At 39.7% G+C, this 20,917-nt stretch carries 18 protein-coding genes; 11 read left to right on the forward strand and 7 right to left on the reverse strand.

All coding sequences use genetic code 11. From position 1 onward, the window contains the following. Positions 1-4 precede the first annotated feature (4 nt). On the reverse strand, positions 5-808 hold the full coding sequence (locus GGQ84_RS01045) for an ion transporter (protein ID WP_429157961.1): 804 nt from the start codon (positions 806-808) through the stop codon (positions 5-7). A 168-nt stretch (positions 809-976) separates the two neighbouring features. Between GGQ84_RS01045 and GGQ84_RS01050 the strand changes: the two genes are divergently transcribed. The 6 genes from GGQ84_RS01050 (at position 977) to GGQ84_RS01075 (ending at position 8,220) form a co-directional block, all read left to right on the forward strand. Next, positions 977-2,158, forward strand: coding sequence for an acetyl-CoA C-acetyltransferase (locus GGQ84_RS01050; protein ID WP_429157963.1), 1,182 nt, complete (start codon positions 977-979; stop codon positions 2,156-2,158). 35 nt (positions 2,159-2,193) lie between these two features. Then, on the forward strand, positions 2,194-3,048 hold the full coding sequence (locus GGQ84_RS01055) for an MBL fold metallo-hydrolase (RefSeq protein WP_429157965.1): 855 nt from the start codon (positions 2,194-2,196) through the stop codon (positions 3,046-3,048). Positions 3,049-3,186: 138 nt separating this feature from the next. Then, positions 3,187-4,770, forward strand: a complete 1,584-nt coding sequence (gene ggt / locus GGQ84_RS01060; RefSeq protein WP_429157967.1) for a gamma-glutamyltransferase — start codon at positions 3,187-3,189, stop codon at positions 4,768-4,770. Then, positions 4,767-6,911 (forward strand): M20/M25/M40 family metallo-hydrolase, encoded by a 2,145-nt coding sequence (locus GGQ84_RS01065; protein ID WP_429157969.1) that lies wholly within the window; start codon positions 4,767-4,769, stop codon positions 6,909-6,911. Before ggt ends, GGQ84_RS01065 begins: the two co-directional genes overlap by 4 nt. A 4-nt stretch (positions 6,912-6,915) precedes the next feature. Continuing rightward, positions 6,916-7,737: an N-formylglutamate amidohydrolase gene (locus tag GGQ84_RS01070; RefSeq protein WP_429157971.1), complete on the forward strand. Its 822-nt coding sequence runs from the start codon at positions 6,916-6,918 to the stop codon at positions 7,735-7,737. 18 nt (positions 7,738-7,755) lie between these two features. Next, a complete protein-coding gene (locus tag GGQ84_RS01075; protein WP_429157973.1) occupies positions 7,756-8,220 on the forward strand; it encodes a PaaI family thioesterase in 465 nt (154 codons plus the stop codon). A 47-nt stretch (positions 8,221-8,267) separates the two neighbouring features. Here GGQ84_RS01075 and GGQ84_RS01080 read toward each other — a convergent pair whose 3' ends face one another. The 3 genes from GGQ84_RS01080 to GGQ84_RS01090 are packed head-to-tail and all read right to left on the reverse strand — an operon-like array spanning position 8,268 to position 10,219. Further along, complete coding sequence (locus GGQ84_RS01080) at positions 8,268-9,233, reverse strand: diguanylate cyclase domain-containing protein (protein WP_429157975.1); 966 nt, start codon at positions 9,231-9,233, stop codon at positions 8,268-8,270. Further along, positions 9,220-9,855: a chemotaxis protein CheC gene (locus GGQ84_RS01085; RefSeq protein ID WP_429157977.1), complete on the reverse strand. Its 636-nt coding sequence runs from the start codon at positions 9,853-9,855 to the stop codon at positions 9,220-9,222. The genes GGQ84_RS01080 and GGQ84_RS01085 overlap by 14 nt, the downstream gene beginning before the upstream one ends. After that, positions 9,848-10,219, reverse strand: a complete 372-nt coding sequence (locus GGQ84_RS01090) for a response regulator (RefSeq protein ID WP_429157979.1) — start codon at positions 10,217-10,219, stop codon at positions 9,848-9,850. Before GGQ84_RS01090 ends, GGQ84_RS01085 begins: the two co-directional genes overlap by 8 nt. A gap of 182 nt (positions 10,220-10,401) precedes the next feature. On the opposite strand from GGQ84_RS01090, the gene GGQ84_RS01095 reads away from it, so the two are divergent. The 5 genes from GGQ84_RS01095 (at position 10,402) to GGQ84_RS01115 (ending at position 16,188) form a co-directional block, all read left to right on the forward strand. After that, positions 10,402-11,805, forward strand: coding sequence for a PAS domain-containing protein (locus GGQ84_RS01095; RefSeq protein ID WP_429157981.1), 1,404 nt, complete (start codon positions 10,402-10,404; stop codon positions 11,803-11,805). A gap of 16 nt (positions 11,806-11,821) precedes the next feature. Continuing rightward, positions 11,822-13,675: a methyl-accepting chemotaxis protein gene (locus GGQ84_RS01100; RefSeq protein WP_429157982.1), complete on the forward strand. Its 1,854-nt coding sequence runs from the start codon at positions 11,822-11,824 to the stop codon at positions 13,673-13,675. A 42-nt stretch (positions 13,676-13,717) separates the two neighbouring features. Then, positions 13,718-14,704, forward strand: coding sequence for an amidoligase family protein (locus GGQ84_RS01105; RefSeq protein ID WP_429157984.1), 987 nt, complete (start codon positions 13,718-13,720; stop codon positions 14,702-14,704). Between the two features lie 352 nt (positions 14,705-15,056). Next, positions 15,057-15,533, forward strand: coding sequence for a PPC domain-containing DNA-binding protein (locus tag GGQ84_RS01110; protein ID WP_429157986.1), 477 nt, complete (start codon positions 15,057-15,059; stop codon positions 15,531-15,533). Positions 15,534-15,537: 4 nt separating this feature from the next. Beyond that, positions 15,538-16,188: an HAD family hydrolase gene (locus GGQ84_RS01115; RefSeq protein ID WP_429157988.1), complete on the forward strand. Its 651-nt coding sequence runs from the start codon at positions 15,538-15,540 to the stop codon at positions 16,186-16,188. A gap of 70 nt (positions 16,189-16,258) precedes the next feature. Here the strand turns inward: GGQ84_RS01115 and GGQ84_RS01120 are convergent, their stop codons facing one another. The 3 genes from GGQ84_RS01120 to GGQ84_RS01130 form a co-directional block, all read right to left on the reverse strand. Further along, positions 16,259-18,067: a putative bifunctional diguanylate cyclase/phosphodiesterase gene (locus GGQ84_RS01120; protein ID WP_429157990.1), complete on the reverse strand. Its 1,809-nt coding sequence runs from the start codon at positions 18,065-18,067 to the stop codon at positions 16,259-16,261. 77 nt (positions 18,068-18,144) lie between these two features. Then, complete coding sequence (gene polX / locus GGQ84_RS01125) at positions 18,145-19,860, reverse strand: DNA polymerase/3'-5' exonuclease PolX (protein ID WP_429157992.1); 1,716 nt, start codon at positions 19,858-19,860, stop codon at positions 18,145-18,147. 4 nt (positions 19,861-19,864) lie between these two features. Beyond that, on the reverse strand, positions 19,865-20,830 hold the full coding sequence (locus GGQ84_RS01130; RefSeq protein ID WP_429157994.1) for a YbgA family protein: 966 nt from the start codon (positions 20,828-20,830) through the stop codon (positions 19,865-19,867). Between the last annotated feature and the right edge of the window lie 87 nt (positions 20,831-20,917).

The following is a 20,917-nucleotide window of genomic DNA, read 5'->3' on the forward strand; positions in this document are numbered from 1 at the left end:
GACATTACTTCTCTTTGTTCAATTTTAATAGGAGCTCCTTAAGTTCGGCAACTTCTGCTCGGAGAGCAGTTAATTGCTGTTCTGTATCTTTTGTGTCAGTTTCATCCTCATCATCCTCGCACTTTTCCACATTACTTACGATTACACCAATAAATAAGTTGAAGATTACAAAGGTGCCCATAAGGATAAAGGCAACAAAATAGGTCCAAGCCCATGGGACCTCCGCCACTAAAGGTCTCATTACACCACTAGCCCAAGATTCCAATGTAACTACTTGAAATAAAGTCAGCAGCGTAGCGTGAAGCGATCCAAAATATTCAGGCATAGCTTGAGCAAAGAAGATTGTACCAATAACACCAAAGATGTAAAAGAAAAGTGATAACAAAAGCATAATGTTTCCCATAGAAGGAATAGTCATTATTAGTGCATTGACCAATCTGCGCAAAGAGGGGATTGTGGATATGGTGCGAAGAATCCTCAAAATACGCAATATCCTCAATACGGTAACAAAATGCGCTCCAGCTAACAGATGACCACTGGCAACAATGAAAAAGTCGAATAAATTCCATCCATCCCTAAAGTAGGACTTAGTTGGATTAGCTACTATTAGGCGCATAATGATTTCAAGAGTAAAAATCCATAAAAAAACCTGGTCTAAGAAGAAAAACCAGTGACTGTGAGGCACATAGAGAGACGGGTACGTCTCAAGGCCAATTACAACGGCATTTAGGATAATTAGGGTAATGATAGCAGTAGAAAAAGTTGAGCTGTGCACTACCTGAGCTATTAAATTTTTAACTTTGTGCATATGCGTTTCCTCCAAAAAGTTCATTAAGTGTCAAAGAGCACATATAGATTGATTCTAACAAGTGTTTAAAAATCCTGCTTGTAATTTTGCAGTTTTTTTGCAGGATAAACTTGGCAAAGGAAGAATATATGTAATATTCGGAAAATACAAAAAGAAGGGGGATTTAATTTGGGAAAAGCAGTGATTGTTAGTGCGGTAAGAACACCCTTAGGTACTATGGGTGGTAGTTTGGCAGGGGTGTCTGCAGTAGATTTAGGTTGTACAGTGGTTAAAGAAGCTATAAAAAGGGCTGGAATAAAAGAGGATCAAGTAGATGAAGTTATCTTAGGAAATGTTTTGCAGGCGGGCTTAGGGCAAAATACAGCTAGACAAGTGGCATTAAAAAGTGGGTTGCCAGAAACAGTATCAGCAATGACGATAAATAAAGTATGTGGATCAGGCCTAAAAACTGTGAATTTAGCGGCTCAGGCTATTGTAGCTGGTGATGCTGATGTGGTTGTAGTAGGTGGTATGGAAAATATGAGTCAAGCACCTTATGTGCTTCCAAACGCTCGCTGGGGTCAGCGCATGGGTCATGGAAAAATGATAGATACTATGATCAATGAGGGGCTTTGGTGTGCACTAAAAGACTTTCACATGGGAATAACAGCTGAGAATCTTGCAGAAAAATACAGCATTAGCAGAGAGGAGCAAGATCAGTTTGCGGCCCAAAGTCAACAGCGGGCAGAAAAGGCAATAAAAGAAAAGCGCTTTGAAGAGGAAATAGTACCAGTAGAGATACCCCAGAGAAAGGGAGATCCTAAGATATTTTCTGAAGATGAATTCCCTAAAGCGGGAAGCACTGCAGAAAAGCTAGGTAAGCTGCGACCTGCTTTTAAAAAGGAGGGAACAGTAACTGCAGGAAATGCATCTGGTATTAATGATGGTGCTGCTGCTTTAGTGATGATGAGTGAGCAAAAGGCAAAAGAACTAGGACTTACCCCCATGGCCTATGTGACTGGGTATGCATCAGCAGGAGTAGCACCGGAGATTATGGGAATAGGTCCAGTGCAGGCAGTGAAAAAGGCTCTTAAAAAGGCCGGTGTAGGGGTAGAGAGTTTGGATTTAATAGAAGCTAATGAAGCATTTGCAGCACAAGCCTTAGCTGTAGCAAAAGAGCTTCAACTTGATATGGAGAAAACAAATGTAAACGGGGGAGCCATAGCTATAGGACACCCCATAGGTGCCAGTGGAGCAAGAATACTGGTCACACTTATTCACGAAATGAAGCGTAGAGACGCAAAAAGAGGTTTAGCTACACTGTGTATTGGAGGCGGTCAGGGTATTGCCACAGTTATTGAGAAAGGATAAAATCATATTAGAGATAAGTAGAAAGGGGAGATGAGATGGAGCGGTTAAAAGTGGGCGGTGTGCAATTGACGTGGCTAAGAGGTGGTGCATTCCAAATGGATGGAGGAGCTATGTTTGGAGTGGTACCCAAAGCACTTTGGAGCAAAAAATACCCTGTGAATGAAAAAAATCAAATTCCCCAGTACAATAGTCCTATATTGGTTGAGGCCAGTGGTAAGAAAATCTTAATAGATACGGGTGTTGGATCGGGAAAGCTATCTGAGAAGCAAAAGCGAAATTTTGGGTGTCTAGCAGAAGGGGAAATTGAGGAGTCCCTTAGGGAGTTGAATCTGACAGTTCGGGACATAGACTATGTACTATTAACCCATATGCACTTTGACCATGCAGGGGGATTGACAAAACCAGTTGCGGAAGATGAGTATGAACCTGTGTTTCCAAACGCAGAAATTGTAGTGTCGGAGCCCGAGTGGGCTGAAAACACAAAACCTAATATGCGTTCGAGAAATACATATTGGAAGCAAAACTGGGAAGCAGCAAGGGATCAGGTGTCAACCTTCGTTAAGTCCAGGGAAGTTGTTCCAGAGGTTAAGATTATTCACACTGGAGGACACTCACAAGGTCATAGTATAATTGTCATTAAATCAGGAGAAGATATGGCTATCCATATGGGTGACTTGATGGCAACCAATGCGCATTTTTACCACCTATGGGTGATGGCGTACGATGACTACCCCATGGAGTCAATTTACTTGAAGAAGGATTGGAATGAGGAAGGGATACTTAACAATGCCTGGTTTACTTTTTACCACGATACAATATACAGTGCGGCAAAGTGGGATAAGGAAGGCAACATCACTTCCGTTGTAGAAAGGAAAAAGCAATTGAGGTAAGATCTTTGAGAACCTTTCCAGGTGCAAATCCGGAAAGGTTTTTTATTTTACCACCTCTGTATTCTGCAGGAAAAACAAGAGTACTAGGCGAATTACTGTAGCTACTTGAGCAATTAAAATGAAAGGATGATGCCTATAATGAAAGGTATGGTGTCTACGGCTTCTAAAACTGCTACAGAAGCTGGAGTTCGAATGTTAGAGCTAGGGGGAAATGCTGTAGACGCAGCTGTTGCGGCAGCTTTTTGTTTAGGAGTCAGTGAACCTCAGGCCTCAGGAATTGGCGGCCAATCTATGGCGTTGCTTCATTTTCGAGAGGGTAATAGATCTGTTGCTATCGATGGCTCATCCAGGGCTCCCTTTGGCATAGATCCCAATAGTATTCCTGAAAAGGCGATAAAATGGGGAGTTAATTCAACTACAGTGCCTTCAACACCTGCTGTTTTAGGTTATTTATTGGACACATATGGAACACTAAGCCTATCCCAGGTTTTAGCTCCATCTATTGAAGCGGCAGAAGAGGGATTTAAAGTAACAGCTCTTCAACACAGATTAATTATGAGGGAAAAGGAAAAACTAATTCAAGACCAGGCAGTGGCAAAACTACTTTTCCCTGATGGAAAACCACTTAGGGCAGGGCAAATACTCAAGCAGCCTCAATTAGCAAAAACACTAAAAGGCTTAGCAGAAAGAGGCTGGGAGGATTTTTATCAAGGTGAGATTTCCGAGGAAATAGTAAAAGATATGGAAAACAGAGGAGGAATCATCGGAAGAGTCGATCTAAACCAAATTCCTATTCCTGTAGAAAGAGATGTGTTAAAAGGGAGCTATAGGAGCTTAAAAATTGAGACATTTCCTCCGCCAGGAGCGGGAGAATCCTTAATCCAAATACTAAACATTCTTGAGAACTTCAGCAAGGAAGAGTTAGATCTATCAAAGCCACTAGGAGTGTTGATAACAGCTCTTGCCTTTAAAATAGCATTAAGGGATCGGGAAAGGATGCCAATAGATCCTGCACTATACCTTCAATCGGCAGATAAAGTGCTGACCGATAAGAGTTATGCTAAAGAAATATCAGGGCGATTGAAAAATATAATAGACAAAAAGGGTTGTATGTGGTTTGTGCCGCCGGAAACTTCGGGAGAAACTACCCACTTATCTGTAGTGGATAGCCACGGCAATATGGTAGGCATCACCCAGTCCATAGAGCTAGTGTTTGGTAGCAAAACAATAGCAAAAGATTTAGGCTTTTTTTACAACAATTATATGGCTGCATTTAATTACAGGGACATAACTCACCCTTATTACTTACTGCCAGGGGCACGTCCGTGGAGCAGTGTGGCCCCTACCATAGTATATAAAGATAACAGGCCAGAGTTGTTGTTAGGCAGCCCTGGAAGTGAAAGGATAGCTACTAGTCTAGCTCAAGTTTTGACTAGAATGTATGATGGTGGACAAAGTCTTGAAGAGGCAATAAATGCACCAAGATTGCATGCATCTGCGGGTGGAAAGGTTTCCATTGAAAGAGATAGATTTAGCCCTCAGGTAATCGATGCTCTTGAGCGAGCAGGGTTTAAGTTAGCGAATAGGGGCAGCTATAGTTTTTACTTAGGATGCATTCAAGCCGTTATGTTATCTGAAGAAGGAAAAAGCGTTGGTATTTCCGATCGTCGGAGAGATGGGAGTGCATCAGGTCCGGAAAAAATAGGAGGTGAGAGGGAATGAAAATTGCCATTATATACAACAGGGAGAGTCAAGCAGTTATAAATTTATTCGGTGTTCCCAATCGAGAGAAGTACGGTCTAGAGACAATTAATAAAATAAAGGATGCTATTAGAGATGGGGGACATCAGGTACGAGCTTTTGAAGGGGACAAAAATATAATTAGAAAGCTGGAGGAGTTTATGCCTTCAGTAATATCAGGAGAGAGGCCAGGACTGGTTTTTAATTTAAGTTATGGAATTCAAGGGAGAGCGCGCTATACACATATTCCAAGTATTCTTGAAATGCTAGGGATACCCTATGTGGGTTCAGGGCCTGAGACCCATGCTATTGCCTTGGACAAGGTAGTAACTAAAGTTATCTTAAAACAGAAAGGTCTACCAACTCCTAAGTTTTTGGTTTTAGATACACCCGATGCTCCTATAACAGAGGAGTTAAAATACCCACTTATAGTAAAGCCTAAGGATGAGGCTGTTTCCTATGGCTTAAAGGTGGTTAGAAACCAAGAAGAACTGAGAAAAGGTGCTCAGGTTATTTATGAGATGTTTAAAGGGGCTACTTTAGTTGAGGAGTATATTGAGGGTAGGGAGATTAATGTGGGATTATTGGGGAATGATCCTGTAGAGGCCCTTCCACCTGTGGAATTGAGCTTTGGTGAAGGAGAGCAGATATATACCTATGAAGATAAAAAGAATATAAGTGGCAGGGAGATAACTAAGGTTTGTCCCGCACCGTTGACAGAAGAAGAAACTAAGAGAATTCAAGATCTAGCTGTTGCGGCTTTTAAAGCCATTGGTTGCTCCGATAGTGCCAGAGTTGACTTTCGCTTAGACGAAGAGGGGAAACCATATATATTAGAAATAAATTCCATGGCCAGTTTAGGGCCTGGAAGCTCTTATGTACATGCTGCTGAAAAAATTGGCTTAGACTATACAGCCTTAGCTAACAGGCTAATTGAAATAGCCAGTGAAAGATATTATGGGACCGCAATTTCCACTAAAATCGGCAGTGATGACAAGGAAAATGAGGTTTCAGTTTTTAGTTACTTAACCAAGAATAGAGATCGTATGGAGAATGACCTTAAGGCTTGGACAAATACTCCTAGCTGGACAGATGATGCAGTTGGGCTTAGTAATGTGATTCGCAAGTTAGGCGATAGATTTAACAAGTTGGGCTTGAAGCCTGTAATCGAATATACTAACAGCAGGTCTGCTTGGACCTGGCAGACTCGTGGGGGTATAAAGGACGGTACATTGTTGGTTGTTCCTGTGGATGTTCCAGGTGATAGGGGCGGATATCCAGTGCCCTTTAGAAGGGACCCGGAATGGCTTTATGGCGAGGGTGTTGCTTCTAGTAGGGCTGGGATAGCTATAGCATTACAGGCATTAGCTGCACTGAGAACAGTGAAGAAGCTTAAAGATACAAAGCTAGGAATCCTAGTGTATTCAGATGAGGGAAGGGGAATGCGCTATAGTAGTCAGCTTTTTAGTAAGGTCGCTGAGCAAGCAAACCAGGTTATTGTACTCCAGCCAGGATTTAAACAGGGAAAAGTTGTTGACCAGCGTAGGGGATCTAGAAAATTTAGTGTGATAGTTGAGGGGAGATCCCAGCGGATTGGAGCTAAGAGTAGTGTGGACGGATTAACGTGGTTTTTGCGGAAGTATAAAAACTTGGAAAGCTTGAGTGATGTAGAGCAAAAGCTCAGTGTAGCTGTTCAGGATGTTCACTCAGAGCGGTACAGTATGTTACTGCCCCATAGGGTAAAAGCAACTATTTATTTAACCTATATTAATGAAGAGCTTGCGGATAAGATGGAAAAGAAGATTAGAGAAGTGCTAACCTCTGATGTAAAGGGTATTACAGCATATACAGAAAAGCTAGAAGAAAGGCCCCCCTTAGTCAGATCAGAATCTAATGGAGTAGTTATAGATAAATTAAAAGAGATTAGCGGAGAATGGCAGCTACCTTTTGGAGTAGAAGGAGGCTTGCTGCCTTCGGCGGCGGGAGTAGTGCCAGAGGGGACTGCAGTAGTATGTGGTTTTGGACCGGCTAGTAGGCAGCTATACACACCCAATGAATCTATTCATAGAGGTGAACTCTTGCAAAGAGTGTTATTGCTTACACTCTTTTTGTTGGAGGGATGATAATTTGGGATCCAAAGCGGTAGTTAAACTCCCTGTATTAATATCAGTTCCTCATGGTGGAACAAAGGTCCCTAAAGAAGTAAAAGGTTTTTGCAAACTTAGTATAGTGGATATTTTAAGAGATGGGGATACGTGGAGTAGGGAGCTCTACGGCTTAAAAGAGCAGGTTGCTTTGTATCTAGATACGGAAGTAGCTAGGGCTGTGGTAGATCTAAATCGCCACCCTGATGATAGAGCTCCTATAAACCCAGACGGGGTAACCAAAACAGTAACTGTGGATGGAGTACAGGTCTGGGGAAGCCCTACAGGGTTAAATGAAAAGGTTTCAAATTATCTTATTGCTACTTATCACAGTCCATATCATCGTGCATTAAAGGAAATGGTCGCCGGAAAAGAAGCTATTGTAGCTCTTGATTGTCATACAATGTTGGGCATAGGGCCAGAAAATAGTGTGGATCAAGGTAAAGCACGGCCCTTAGTTTGCATTAGCAATAGGGGTGGAAATTTGGGTCAAGCTAAGGGTGAAACGATAACTGCCCCGTCGGAATTGGTACAGTCTTTTGCAAAAGCGCTTAGTAAGGCTTTTGAGCATCAAGATATGGAAGTGCAAACAGACTTAGTAGACATAAATAACCCATTTAAGGGTGGATATATAACTAAAGCCCATGGTGGGCTAGGCAAATTGCCATGGATACAAGTTGAAATAAGTAGACAGCTGTATATATCCGCTGATACAATAATTGAAGAGAAGCCCAGTTATAAGGTGCAAGCAAAATTAAGTGACTTGCGAGCAAAGTTTGCAAGCGCCGTTAAGGATATTGTATAAAATGGAGGAGTGAGTTCAATGTTGTTGTTTAGGGAGCCGGAGAATAAGGGATTGCACCCGAGATTATTTGGAACACTGGTTAACGTAAATGAAGATTGCCCGTTCCAAAATTTTTTGGATATTTATGTAGTAGCATTGGGGGAGAAGTATGCTCTAATGGAAACCCCTTTAGAGGGAGATCACATGGATCATGAGGGCAATGTTCACTGTGGTGTTGTTAATTCTCTGGCAGAGACAGCTATGTCTATGGCAGTAAGGACTGCCAATCACAAAGGCCGGCTGAAAGAGCTAAAAATGGCTATGGTAGATACAACTAAATTTGGTGAAACCTTAAGGGCCGAAAGCACAGTTGATGAAATAGGTGAGGATATTCTAGTTCAGGTAAGTATAAGTACAGTTAAGGGAAGAAAAATTGCAACGGGAACAGGTGTGTACAGTATTTTGGGAGAGTTTTTGCCTCCTGCAAAAGATGGCTTGTTCTAATAAAAGGCACTTGCAAAGAGCAAGTGCCTTTTATATGTAGAAGATATTTAATCTAAAAAGCGATAACAATCTTTAAAATCACTTTTAGCCCTGTACATAGCAGCATCAGCATTTTTTAGCAGGTCATGAATATTATCACCGTGGTCCGGATATAGGGATATGCCTATACTTCCAGATACCTTTACATTTTCACTTTCTAGTTCTATGGGCTCTCTGATCACTTCTACAAGCTTTTGGGCAATCTTATATACATCATTTGGGTTAGATATGTTTGGCAAAACAATTACGAATTCATCCCCGCCGTAACGTGCTACTATATCGTCCCTTCTAAGTGTATCAGTTAATCTTTGGGCGATCTGCTTAAGGAGATTATCCCCTGCCATGTGTCCTAATCTATTGTTTACAATAGCAAAGTCATCCAAGTCTAAAAATAGTACAGCAATTTTGCCAGTAACATGATTGGACATATATTCTTTTAGTTGATGGTTTAACATCAAGCGATTGGGCAATCCGGTTAACGGATCGTGATAAGCTTTGTGTAACAATTTTTTTGTAGCATTTTTTGCCTCTATATGAGAAGATTCCATCTCTTTAAGGGCATTTTTTAATACGTGAATTCGTTTATGTTGATAGGTTATATCATATATTTGTAGAAGTATGTATTGTTCTCCCATAAAATCAATGGGTTCAATGTGCAAGTTTTGTTGAGTTTTTTTATCACAGCCACTCTTGTTTAGGGGAGCAATGAATACAGGGTGTAAAGTGGCAGAACAAAACATTTTTTTTCCGTGCTCTAATGCATCATTAAAAAAATGCTGGTAAACGCGTTTATTAAAAACAGGGCTAATAGTAGTTATTTTTTCACCGATAACTTGATCTCTTAAACGGCCTGAAAGTTGTTCTAACCAATCATTCCAGATGACAACTCTGAAATCCCGATCTAGGACGATTATACCGATATTTAGTTTGTTAATAATTTGGAGCTCCATTTCATTAATCTTAGTTATAGACATCTAATAATACCTCGTCTATTTTTTTTATAAGATAAGAAACAGATTCAATACTTAGCACTACTAAAATTGCCCCTTCAATTTCTGAGCTTGCAAAGGAGAAGGTGTTTTTAATTACGAGAACATAAAAATCCTCTTCAATAGCGATATTTTCTTCCACATTGGGAAAGAACAAAAGCTCTATATCAGGTAAGGAGTAATTGAGTTTTATTTCCATTAAATTACCTAAGCCGCCTACCACAGCGTTTAAGACGATGTTTCCAATTTCGCGAACAGCATCAGAATCAGTGTCTGAAAGTTTATTAGGAGTAACCTCTTCTTCATAGGTATCTTCTCCTAAGCAGAGATTGACTAATTGGCCAGTCTTTTCTGCAGGGAAGACTAAACGAGCTTTGCCAGTAAAATCACTTCCAAAGCTTATAGACGAAGACAGCACATGTCCCTTTGGGAATAAACTGGAGGCATCAAATTTGGTTTCAATGTTAGAAGACATGGAAACCAAATGTATTTCTGGTATTTTTAGTTGGATGCGTTCATCCACTATTTCTGAGAGAAGGCTTGCTGCTTGGCCTATATATATATTCATAAATTCAGTCAAAGCATCTTTTTGTAATTGATTAAGCATTTAACTCACCCTTTAATTTAGGTATTAATACCTCGACTTTTTCTTCTGTTAAGGGCTTGTTAATAAAATCAACTACTCCTAAGGCATGGACCTCAGCTTTTACCAACTTTTGGACATCGGCTGAAAGAACGACTACTTTAGCATTGGGGTTATATTCTTTTATTAGCCTCAAGACCTCCTGACCAGTTATTTCTGGCAGCAATAGGTCTAGAAAAGTGACATCCGGATTTTCTTTCAGGTGGAGGTCATATCCCTTGGCTCCGTTTTCGGCTAAGATGTATTCAGCATCTGGGAAGTATTTTTTTAGGAATTTTACTATAGTTTTTCGGTAAAGTATAGAATCTTCTATAATCAAAAATTTCATAATGACCCCTCCACGAACGTAATAGTTTAGTAAATTAGCTATTAATGGCAGGAATTCCTTTTAAATTAGTAAAAAAAATAAAATTTGGGACCTTTTACTTTACTGATAGGAATTTAGCAATTTTTGCTGAATTAAAACAACATATGTTTAATTTTAGAAAAAATCTAAGGGGGATGATTTAGTTGAGTCGCAGGACATTTATGAGCTTGTTGACTATTTATATTATAATGTTGCCAGTGGCTTTTTACCTATTTGAAGATAGTATATTGCTAAAGGCGCTTTTAAGCGGTTTTTTAGTGATACTTGGTGTATGGTATTGGGGGCTTATGGGCGGGCTATTTACTGCTAGCTGGAATACAGGATTTTTATTTATAGATCAGCACTTAACCGGTGACGAGACACTCTTCCCGATTTTTATTGGACTAAGTATGCTCTTTGCAGTGTTATTTGGCATCAAAGTTGTTTACAACGATGTATTTGGACAGGGAAGTTTACTGAGTCAGACGCGGGAAGAGCTTAAGGAAAGTGAAGCCAAATTTATGCGTTTGGCTAATTCAGCTCAAGATGCTGTTATAATGGTTGACGGGTTGGGGAAAATCTCCTTTTGGAATAAAGGAGCAATTAAGATGCTAGGTTTCCGTGAAGATGAAGCTTTAGACAAAGAGCTAGATTCTTTAATCAGTGCTGATAAGAGAATTGCTGATCAATTTGCGGCCTATAAACAGGGGCAAGAGGAGATGAAAATGGGAAAAACCCATGAAACTAGCATTATAATAAAGGATAAAAAAGAAATTCCTGTGGAGATAACTGTTTCTGCCACAACATATAAGCAAAAATGGCACTCCCTTCTAGTTATAAGAGATATAAGTGAAAGAAAAGAAGCTGAAAGAAAATTGCGGCACCAGAAAGAACACTTTAAAGCTCTTTTTAAAGACTCCACCGATGCAATCGTATTTATCGATAGTGAGCACAAGATTAGAAATGTTAACCGTAGATTTGAGGAGCTTTTTGGTTACTCAATGGAAGAATGCTTAGGGAAGGATGCCAATCAATTGCTTGTAGGAGCACAGCAACAAAAAGAAAAGTTTCTGTGTACATATAGCTTTTCGACAGAGCAACAGGTTGAATTAGAAGCTGTTCGGTATGCTAAAGGAGGAGAAGCTGTTGAAGTGCAAATAAAAAGCGTTCCCGTAATAATAGATGGAGAAGTCTTGGGTATATACGCTATTTATTCTGATATTTCTGCACGTAGAGCAGCGGAAAATGCCTTGCTTGAGAGTGAATGCAGATATGGATCTATAGTAACACTGTTATCTGATGTGTTACTGTGTTTTGATAAAGATGGTAATATAGTAGATGTAATTGCTAAAAACAGGGAGCTGTTTACTGCTAACATGCCATCAGAGCTTAAAGGTAAATGTGTGTCTGAAATATTCCCAGAGCATTTTGCCGAGTTATTACAAAAAAATATTGAAAAATCTAGACAAACTTGGCAACTTCAGAGTTTTGAAGCAAGTAACTTTGAAGTAAGAATGATAGCTTGTGGGCAGGATCAAGTTATAGCAATAATTAGATGCCAGAGTTAGAGATCGGGGGAGGATTATGTCACTACAGAAGAAGGTTTCATTAATCGTAGGATTGATCGTAATTGTTACTTTTGCAGGGATAGCCACATTTGTTGTAGGGAATATGTTGAATTTAATTGAAGAAAAAGAGCAAGAAGAGTATTTACTACTTAGTGAAGCAGTTCAGGCAAGGTTATCACAGCAGATTGAAGCTACTGAAGTTTCGGTATTGAGTATAGCTCAAAACAGAGAGGTTCAGAGGCTATTTTCGGAAAGAAATAGAGAAGGTTTAGCAGATATGCTACTTCCGTCATATCTTGCAGTAGAGGATAGAGTTGCCCAGATGCAATTTCACTTGCCAGACTCCACGTCTTTTTTGCGCTTACATATGCCAGATAGATATGGAGATAGTTTGCGTGAATTTAGACATACAGTGAATGAAGCTAATGCAAGTCAGTCTCTAGTATCAGGACTAGAGCGAGGAGTAGGCGGGTATGGAATTAGGGTAGTTGCACCAGTAAGGTACCAGGGAGAACACGTGGGAAGCTTTGAGTTTGGGTCAGATTTTGGAGATGATTTTTTAGAAGGAATAAAGACAGATTTTGGTGGGGAATATTTACTATATACCCTGAATGATGGGGACGAAAGTAACTTTGATATTACAACAAGTGTAGATGAAAAAACTATGCCCTTGGCTGCTACTGTGACAGAAGATCAGTGGCCAATAGCACAAGAGTACTTGACTAATGTAATGAATGGAAAAGTAGTCTATACAGTTTGTGAAGGTAGAACAAATGGTGTTATTCTAATCCCCTTTACGGATTACACAGGAGCAGTTGATGGTTATTTTAAGGTAGTAGTAGATAGAAGTAATATAATAGCCAGTATAAATAACCTTAGAAATGTAATGATCGGCTTTTTAATACTGGCAGCAATGGTCATTACTTTTGCTATAAATTTCTTTATGAGAAAAGCGATAATTGTTCCAGTAAAGAAAATAGAAAAAGTATTAAGTGATGTGGCAGCTATGGACTTAACTCCCAGAGTTGATTACCAGTCGAAGGATGAAATAGGCAAAATAGCCCAGGATTTAAACAAAAGTCTAGATGTCTTAGAGGAGCGTATTATAAAAGTTGGTAGTGCAGCAACTAATGTAGCAGGTGCTACAGACCAGATTGCTGCTGGAAATCAAGATTTATCACAGAGGACGGAGGAGCAGGCTTCTTCTTTAGAGGGAGTAACAGCGGCCTTTGAGGATATTACCAATTCGGTTAAAAACTCTACCTATCGGGCTTCAGGCGTTGCGGAAAATGCGGATAATACCCTGAAAAACATAAAAAAAGGAGAGCAAGTTACTGAAAATATGGGTGAGGCTATGGCAGAAATTACTGCAAGCAATGATGCAATTGCAGAGATTACAGAGAAGGTAAATGAGATTGCATTCCAAACCAACTTATTGGCATTAAACGCTGCGGTAGAGGCAGCAAGAGCGGGAGAACAGGGGAAGAGCTTTGCAGTAGTAGCCGCTGAAGTGCGAAGTTTATCGAACAGATCTGCTGAAGCAGCAAAGGAGATAGAGAGGTTAATTGAGACAAGTACTGCTAAGGTAAATAAGGGTAATGAACTAATGATTGACACAAAAAAGGTTTTCAAGGAAATAATTGTTAACAACGAAAAGGTTAGTACAGCAATTCAAGAGGTAGCATTGGGACTACAAGACCAATCTACTAGTATCGAAGATGTAAGGGGTGCAATAGACGAATTAAATGAGGTGACCCAGCAGAATGCTGCCTTAGTTGAGGAGATAGCTAGCTCGAGTCAGCATATGAATAGCGAAGCTGTGGAATTAGATTCTGTATCCAAAGAATTTAAGACTAGTGCTTCCAAGTAGATACTAGTAGTTTTAATAATTCTGAAGTAAGAGGGTGTAAATGTGTCTGAACATGCTAAGTCTCTGGAAAAGAAAAACGATGGGCTTATGCGAAAAGTGGGCTTTGAGATAGAATTTTCCGGGCTAGAAATAGAGGTTATAGTAGATATAGTAAAAGAGACTTATGGCGGGAAGGCTGAAAAAGTAAACGATTACAAGTACATTGTTACTGGAACGGAATTAGGGGATTTTAGAGTAGAATTAGATGTGAGCCTCCTTAAAGAGATGGTCCTCAAAGAATATTTATACAAAATAGGGCTTTCCAACCAGGAGGAAATAGGAGCAATAGAAAAAGCTGTAGCTGCGATGGTTAAGCAAATAGCTCCTTTTGAGGTGTGTTCACCTCCAATACCCATAGATGCTATTGCTAAAATTGATTTATTACGTGAGAATTTGCGGAAGCAGTATGCTTTGGGAACAGGAGCCTCTCCCATGTATGCTTTCGGGTTACATATAAATGCAGAAATCCCCTCTGTGTGTGGAAAATTGGCATTAAATTATATGAGAGCATTTTTTATTTTATACGATTGGCTAAAAGAAAAGCTAAAACTAGATTTGACTAGGCAACTTACTCCTTATATAAATCCTTTTCCAAGGGAGTATCAACGATTAGTTCTGGATCGGAACTATTGCCCTGGAGAGAAGCAACTAATAGAGGATTACATAAAGTTCAATCCCACAAGAAACAGACCACTAGATATGTTACCATTGTTTTGCTTTATGAATGAAGAGTTACTACGGGAGAGGATCGTTGATGAATTGACAACACCTCGTCCCACATTTCATTATAGAATGCCTAACAGCAAATTAGATGATCCCAATTGGAGAATCATGGATGAGTGGGGATGTTGGATGGAAGTAGAAAAGCTAGCCCATAGTGAGGACCAGCTTAACCGTTTGATCAATGATTATATGCAACGCTTTGAAAGTCCATTAGGTTACTACACAGAAAAGTGGTTGCAAGAAATTAAAAGGATTATTGATAATTAGATGCGGGAAAGCCATAGTTTATTACACCTTGAGCACTGACGTAATTTGGAAGCTTGGTTGGTGATTATAATTAGCAAACCAGCAGCCATCATTCCGTAGAAAGCAGGCGGATAAAACAATATGCCTAATACTGCAGCTATTGTAGCGATGATTAAGCTTATTGTGAGCCAATTTCTTCGACTCATGAACTTAATATGTTTTGATTTGCATTTTGGACACTTTTCATCAACTGTTTTTTTCATGATAATAAACACCCCTTTTGAGTTTATACCAATAGCGGGACAAAATCAATAGTGTCAAAGTATCGAGGGGACATTCTCTTGACAACTTAGGCAGTTTTGGAGGTGAATATATGAAGTCAACTCAGGGGAAAATGGGTAGAGTATTTATAATTAGACTAGAGGAAGGGGATGTCCTTCCGGATTGTTTAGAGCGTTTTGCCAAAGACAATAAAGTGGTTTTAGCTCAAGTAACTCTCATAGGTGGCATAAGCAAAGGAGAAATCGTAGTTGGTCCAAGGGAGACAGACCAAATACCTATTAATCCAATGAAGACCCCGGTAGAGGGAGCGCATGAAGTAATAGGTGTAGGAGTGTTAGCGCCTTCAAGTGACAATGAGCCAGTGCTGCATATTCATGGAGCTTTGGGAAGGGCTGGACAAACAAAAACAGGTTGCTTAAGACCGGGGGTTAAGACTTGGCTTGTAGGTGAAGTTATTATGACAGAAATCTTAGGGGCAGATGCAAGGCGGGTTTTAAACCAAGAGAAACAGTTAGAGCTATTAGAAGTGTCAAACTGTCCCCGTGACATTCAAGAAAAAAGGAGATGATTTTGTGAAATTCGAGGCAGTAATTTTTGACTTAGATGGGACACTGATAGATTCAATTGATGATTTAGCTGATTCTGTAAACGCGGTGTTGGCGAAGCGAGGTATGCCGACTCATTCTCGAGAAGATGTGAAGTACTTTGTAGGGAGCGGGATGGAAAATTTAGTTTTACGGGCTATGCCACAGACTGCCAGAGCAGATGCGGAGTTAGTAAATGCATGTATAGAGGATGTAGTTGAGGAATACGGAAAAAATTGGGCAGTGAAAACTGACTTATATTCAGGAATACCAGAATTACTAGATAGCTTAACTAAACAAGGAATATCAATTAATGTACTCTCCAATAAACCACATCAATATACAAAAGTGGTGGTGGAAAAATTTCTCTCTGAATGGGAGTTTAAGATTATTTTGGGTGCAAGGGAGGAAGTGCCCAAAAAGCCTGATCCTGCAGGTGCCATAGAAATTGCAGAAGCACTAAATGTAGACCCTGAGAAAATTCTGTACTTGGGAGATACAAACGTTGATATGGAGACTGCTTCTAGAGCTGGCATGTACGGAGTGGGAGTCCTGTGGGGATTTAGGAAAAAAGAAGAACTAGAAGGGCAGGCCAAAGCCATAGTAGCTCATCCTCAAGAGGTGCTCGAGTTACTTTAGTTTTAGACCTAGCAACGAAAAAGTAACCCCAGTAGCCAGGAAAAATGGTTGCTGGGGTTACTATATGTACTTAATCTGTTTTACTGAGAAGATGAGAACCTTGACGTAAAAGTGCTGCTAAGTCATTTGCTTTAAGCGGCTTGCTGTAATAATAGCCTTGAACTAAATTACAGTTTAAGCCTCGCAAGAAATTTAGTTGTCGTTCTGTTTCTACTCCTTCAGCTGTTACGGTTAAGTTTATTCCGTGAGCTAAAGAAATGATTGCCTTAATTATCTCTTTTTCAATGGGTACATCCATGGCATTACTGATAAAGGACTTGTCGATTTTTATATTATTCACATTTAGCAGTCGTAAATAATTTAATGATGAATAACCAGTGCCAAAGTCATCTAATGAAGTAGTAACCCCCATTTCCTGCAGGCTAGTCAGAGTTTCAATAGTGTATAGGGGATTATCTATAGCCGCTGTTTCTGTAATTTCTAGCTTTAACCAGCAGGGGTCTAAGTTAGTGGTTTCTAAAACAGAAGATACGGTCTTGTGAATATCCTGGGACTGGAATTGTCGAGCAGACAAATTGACCGAAACAAATATAGGATCAAGACCAGCTTCCTGCCAAGCCTTATTTTGTTTACATGCAGTTTCAAGAACCCATTCGCCCAGCTGAATAATAAATCCTGTCTCTTCCGCAATGGGGATAAAATTACCCGGACTAACTGTCTCATTTCCATTAAGCTTCCAACGCAATAAAGCTTCTACACCAACTACTTTACCTGTTGCTAATTCAATTAGGGGTTGATACACTAAGAAAAAATCATTTTGTAAAAGGCCTTGCCTCATATTAGCTTCCATGTTTAGTTTATTTATAATGTGGTCATTAAGTTCTTGGGTGCAAAAGTAGTAATTGTTCCCGCCTGCTGTTTTCACCTCATGTAATGCAATACCTGCATTTTTTAACAACAGATCTTCATTTTCTCCGTGATCAGGAAAGAAAGATATTCCAATACTGGCTGTAATAAAAAACCTTCTATCTCCAATAACAAAGGGTTTGCTAAATTCCTGGAGTACATTATTAGCCAATGTGGTTAATTGATTACTCTCTGTTACGCCGTGGATTAAAATGACAAATTCATCTCCGCCTAAGCGGGCGACAGTAGAATCACTTGGTGATATTTGCTCGAGGGAGTGACTTGCTTGAATCAGTATTTTATCGCCACTATCAAGCCCCATGGTGTCATTAACAGTTTTAAAGTTATCCAAATTGATAAATAAGAGAGCCACCTTTTCCTGTGAATCAGCATTTGCCATAGCAGTGCGCAATTTTTTCTTTAAAAGCGTACGGTTTGGCAGGCCAGTTAAAGAGTCATAATGAGCCAATTCGTATACTTCTTCTTCCCACTGCTTTAATTTTGTAATATCAGTTAAAGACCCAACCATTCGAATAGCTTTGCCTGAAGAGTTCCAGACTGCTTTGCCACGGGCTAAATATGTAGAATACGTTCCAGTTCTTCTTTTTAGGCGGACTTCGTGATAAAAATAGGGGACCACTTTATTTAAGTGATTATTAAGTTCTTTAGAATTTGCTTTAAAGTCCGAAGGGTGGACGATGTCTTTCAGATCCTCTGGATTGAGAACAAAGTCGCATTCCTTTACCCTGTATATATCCTGGCCGCGAGGGTATACTTGAATCCTATTTTCTATTAGATCCCAATCCCAAATTATATCGTTAGATCCATCTATGGCTAGTCGATATTGCTCTTCCGTCTTTTTTCGCTTCTTAAAAGCTACTAGTAGGCTTATTATTATTAATACTAGAAAGGCAATGCAGATGTAGAGCATGTTCAAAATAGTACTATCTATAAGCCGGTAGATAAAATTCATTAGCAATACTCCTTTGGTTTGGTATCTGATTTCTTATACCGTTCTCTATTCTATAATACTATTTCTAAATCCTGCAATCACTTAGATTTTGAAAAGGAGTCTTTGACTTCAGGTAAAGATCGGGTGTTGAAAACGTCTCTTGGCTCGAGCCAACCTTTACGACCTATATAAATCCCGTAATCAGTACTATGCAGTTCTTCAATCTTATGGGCATCTGGGTTAATAACCAATGTTGCTCCGGCGTCCTTTGCCAGCTTTAAGGATGACCAACTCAAATCTAATCTGTGGGGGCTAGCGTTTAACTCCAAAATCACATTGTTATCTATGGCAGCCTCTATTATGTATTCTAGCTCAGGTTCATATCCTTGGCGGCCAAGCAACAGTCTCCCTGTAGGATGACCTAACATTGTGGTATATGGATTTTCCATGGCGGTAATCAGTCGCTTGGTGGCATCGGTACCTGTTATAGAAAAGGCCGAGTGAACTGAAGCTATAACAAAGTCAAAGGAAGCTAATACCTGGTCAGGGTAATCTAGTGAACCATCTTTGTGAATGTCTGACTCAATGCCCTGGAAAATATAAAAGTCCTCATTATCGCTATTTAATTGATCAATCTCTTCTCGCTGACGCTTAATGTCATCTAAACTAAGCCCCCTGGCATAAACAGCAGATTGACTGTGGTCGGTGATACCTATGTAAGAGTATCCTAGCTTTTGCGCTGCCTCAGCCATGGCTTTAAGACTATGAGACCCATCGCTGTACGTTGTGTGAAGGTGTAAAACACCTTTAATGTCTTTTCCGGTAATTAGCTGAGGAAGCTTATCTTGCTCAGCGGCGCTAATTTCTCCCATGTTTTCTCTCAGTTCTGGAGGAATATAATCTAGTCCTAACACTGAAAAGAATTCTTTTTCATCCTTAACTACTATATTGCTTTCTCCTTGGAAAAGGCCGTATTCATTTATCTTGATACCTCTTTTTTTGGCAAGCTGTCGTAAAGCAGTATTGTGGTCCTTGCTACCTGTAAAATGATGTAGTACATAAGGGAATTGAATTGGCTCTACAATCCGCAAGTCAACGTTAATACCCATTGTTGTAATAGCAGACACTTTTGTATTTCCGCTGCTAGTGATTTCTGCAACTTGGGGCAGGTTAGCAAAATGATCTTTAATCGCTTCGGCATTACTACCAGCAGTTACTATGTCCACATCTTTAACCACTTCTTTGTAGCGTCTAAGACTACCGGCAAGACTTATGCTCTTTACATGAGAACAAGTTTTCATCTGTGCTATTATTTCTTGCGCTACAAAAAGGGCGTCAGCAAAAAGATATTTACCCTGATGTTTCTTTACTTGTTCAATGCCTTTAATAATGTTCTCTTGACTTTTAGGGCCAAACCCCTTTAAACTAATGAGTCTATTTTCAATACAGGCGTATTCTAACTCGGCAATACTGGTAACTCCCAGATCATTATGAAGCGTATATATTTTCTTAGGCCCTAAGCCGGGGACTTTTAACATATCTAGCAAGCCGGGTGGAGTCTTGTCCAATAGTTCCTGGTGAGATGACAGTTTTCCCGTTTGTACTAACTCAGAAATAGCGGCCGCTAGAGCATCTCCGATGCCCTTAACTTCTTTTATGGCACCGGAGTTAACCAACTCTGATAGATCGTCCTTCATGGTTTCTACAACTCTGGCTGCATTAAAGTATGCTCTAGTCCTAAATTGATTTGCTCCATGTAGTTGCAGAAGGGTGCCTACTTCTTCTAATACTTTGGCAACTTTTCGTTTATCCAAAGTATCAACTCCTTTCTTCCATCAAATCTTCAGGGTAGGGTGCAAAAAAAGTTTGATTTAATAAATATTTTTCTTCAAAACGAATAGCATGAGATTTCAGTAATAGCCGAGGGACGCTTAAAGGCAGTGTTCCGCTGCGATAGCGCTCAAACATATTTAATAGGAATTTTTTTTCTTGGACAGATAAATATTTTGAGAAATAGCCCATTATGTGCATCAAAACGTTGATGGTAGCAGTATATTTAAGCGGCGTTTTTAACAGTATTACAAGCTGTGACTGGTATTTAGCAATTACTGTTTCCACTGGTAACTTGTCATGATTTGCTACTATATTCCCCATTAGCTTTAAGGTTGCTTGATCATAAGCCATAAACAAATACTTATTATCTGAATGAAATTTGACCAAAGACTTCATGGTTGGCTGTTCCTTGATTTTCCTAAAAGAGGTTAGAGTAAATAACTGAGTCAGGTAATGCTCGCGAATTGCAAAGTTTGTCAGCCGACCTTCATCTTCTATGGGTTTGTGGCAAAACAACTCTTGAACTTTGTTGCTAAAAAGACCTGCTCCTTTTCTCAAAACCGGACCACTTTCGTAGTTATTATAGATTTTAACATCCTTTATACCACATGATGGAGAGCGATTTTTGAGAATAAAACCATCGATTATAGGTAATGACTGCAAAAACTTAATGGAAAATGAGTTCATGGCCTCAGTATAGTCTTTCCCGGTGGCAGGCTGAAATAAGCTGATTATATCACCTGTATCCACTAAACGCAGAGTATTCCTGGGGGTTCCCAGCCCTATTTCCTCTTCAGGGCAGACAGGTATATACTCCACATAGGGTTTAATTTTTTCCACAAGAGGTACTTTAAACATTTGACCATCGTATCTACAGGGAGAAAAACCTAGACATTTGCTAATTACGATAATGGGTTTGATTTCTGCCACCTCCAGCAAGCATTTAGACAAATTATACCACGGAATATCTATATATAAAAGTTATGAGCAGGAATGGAGATATGTTGGAAGAATCTAATTTACTTAGGGAGTGGTCCA

Source organism: Desulfitispora alkaliphila (assembly GCF_050433185.1).
Lineage (GTDB): Bacteria > Bacillota > Desulfitisporia > Desulfitisporales > Desulfitisporaceae > Desulfitispora > Desulfitispora alkaliphila.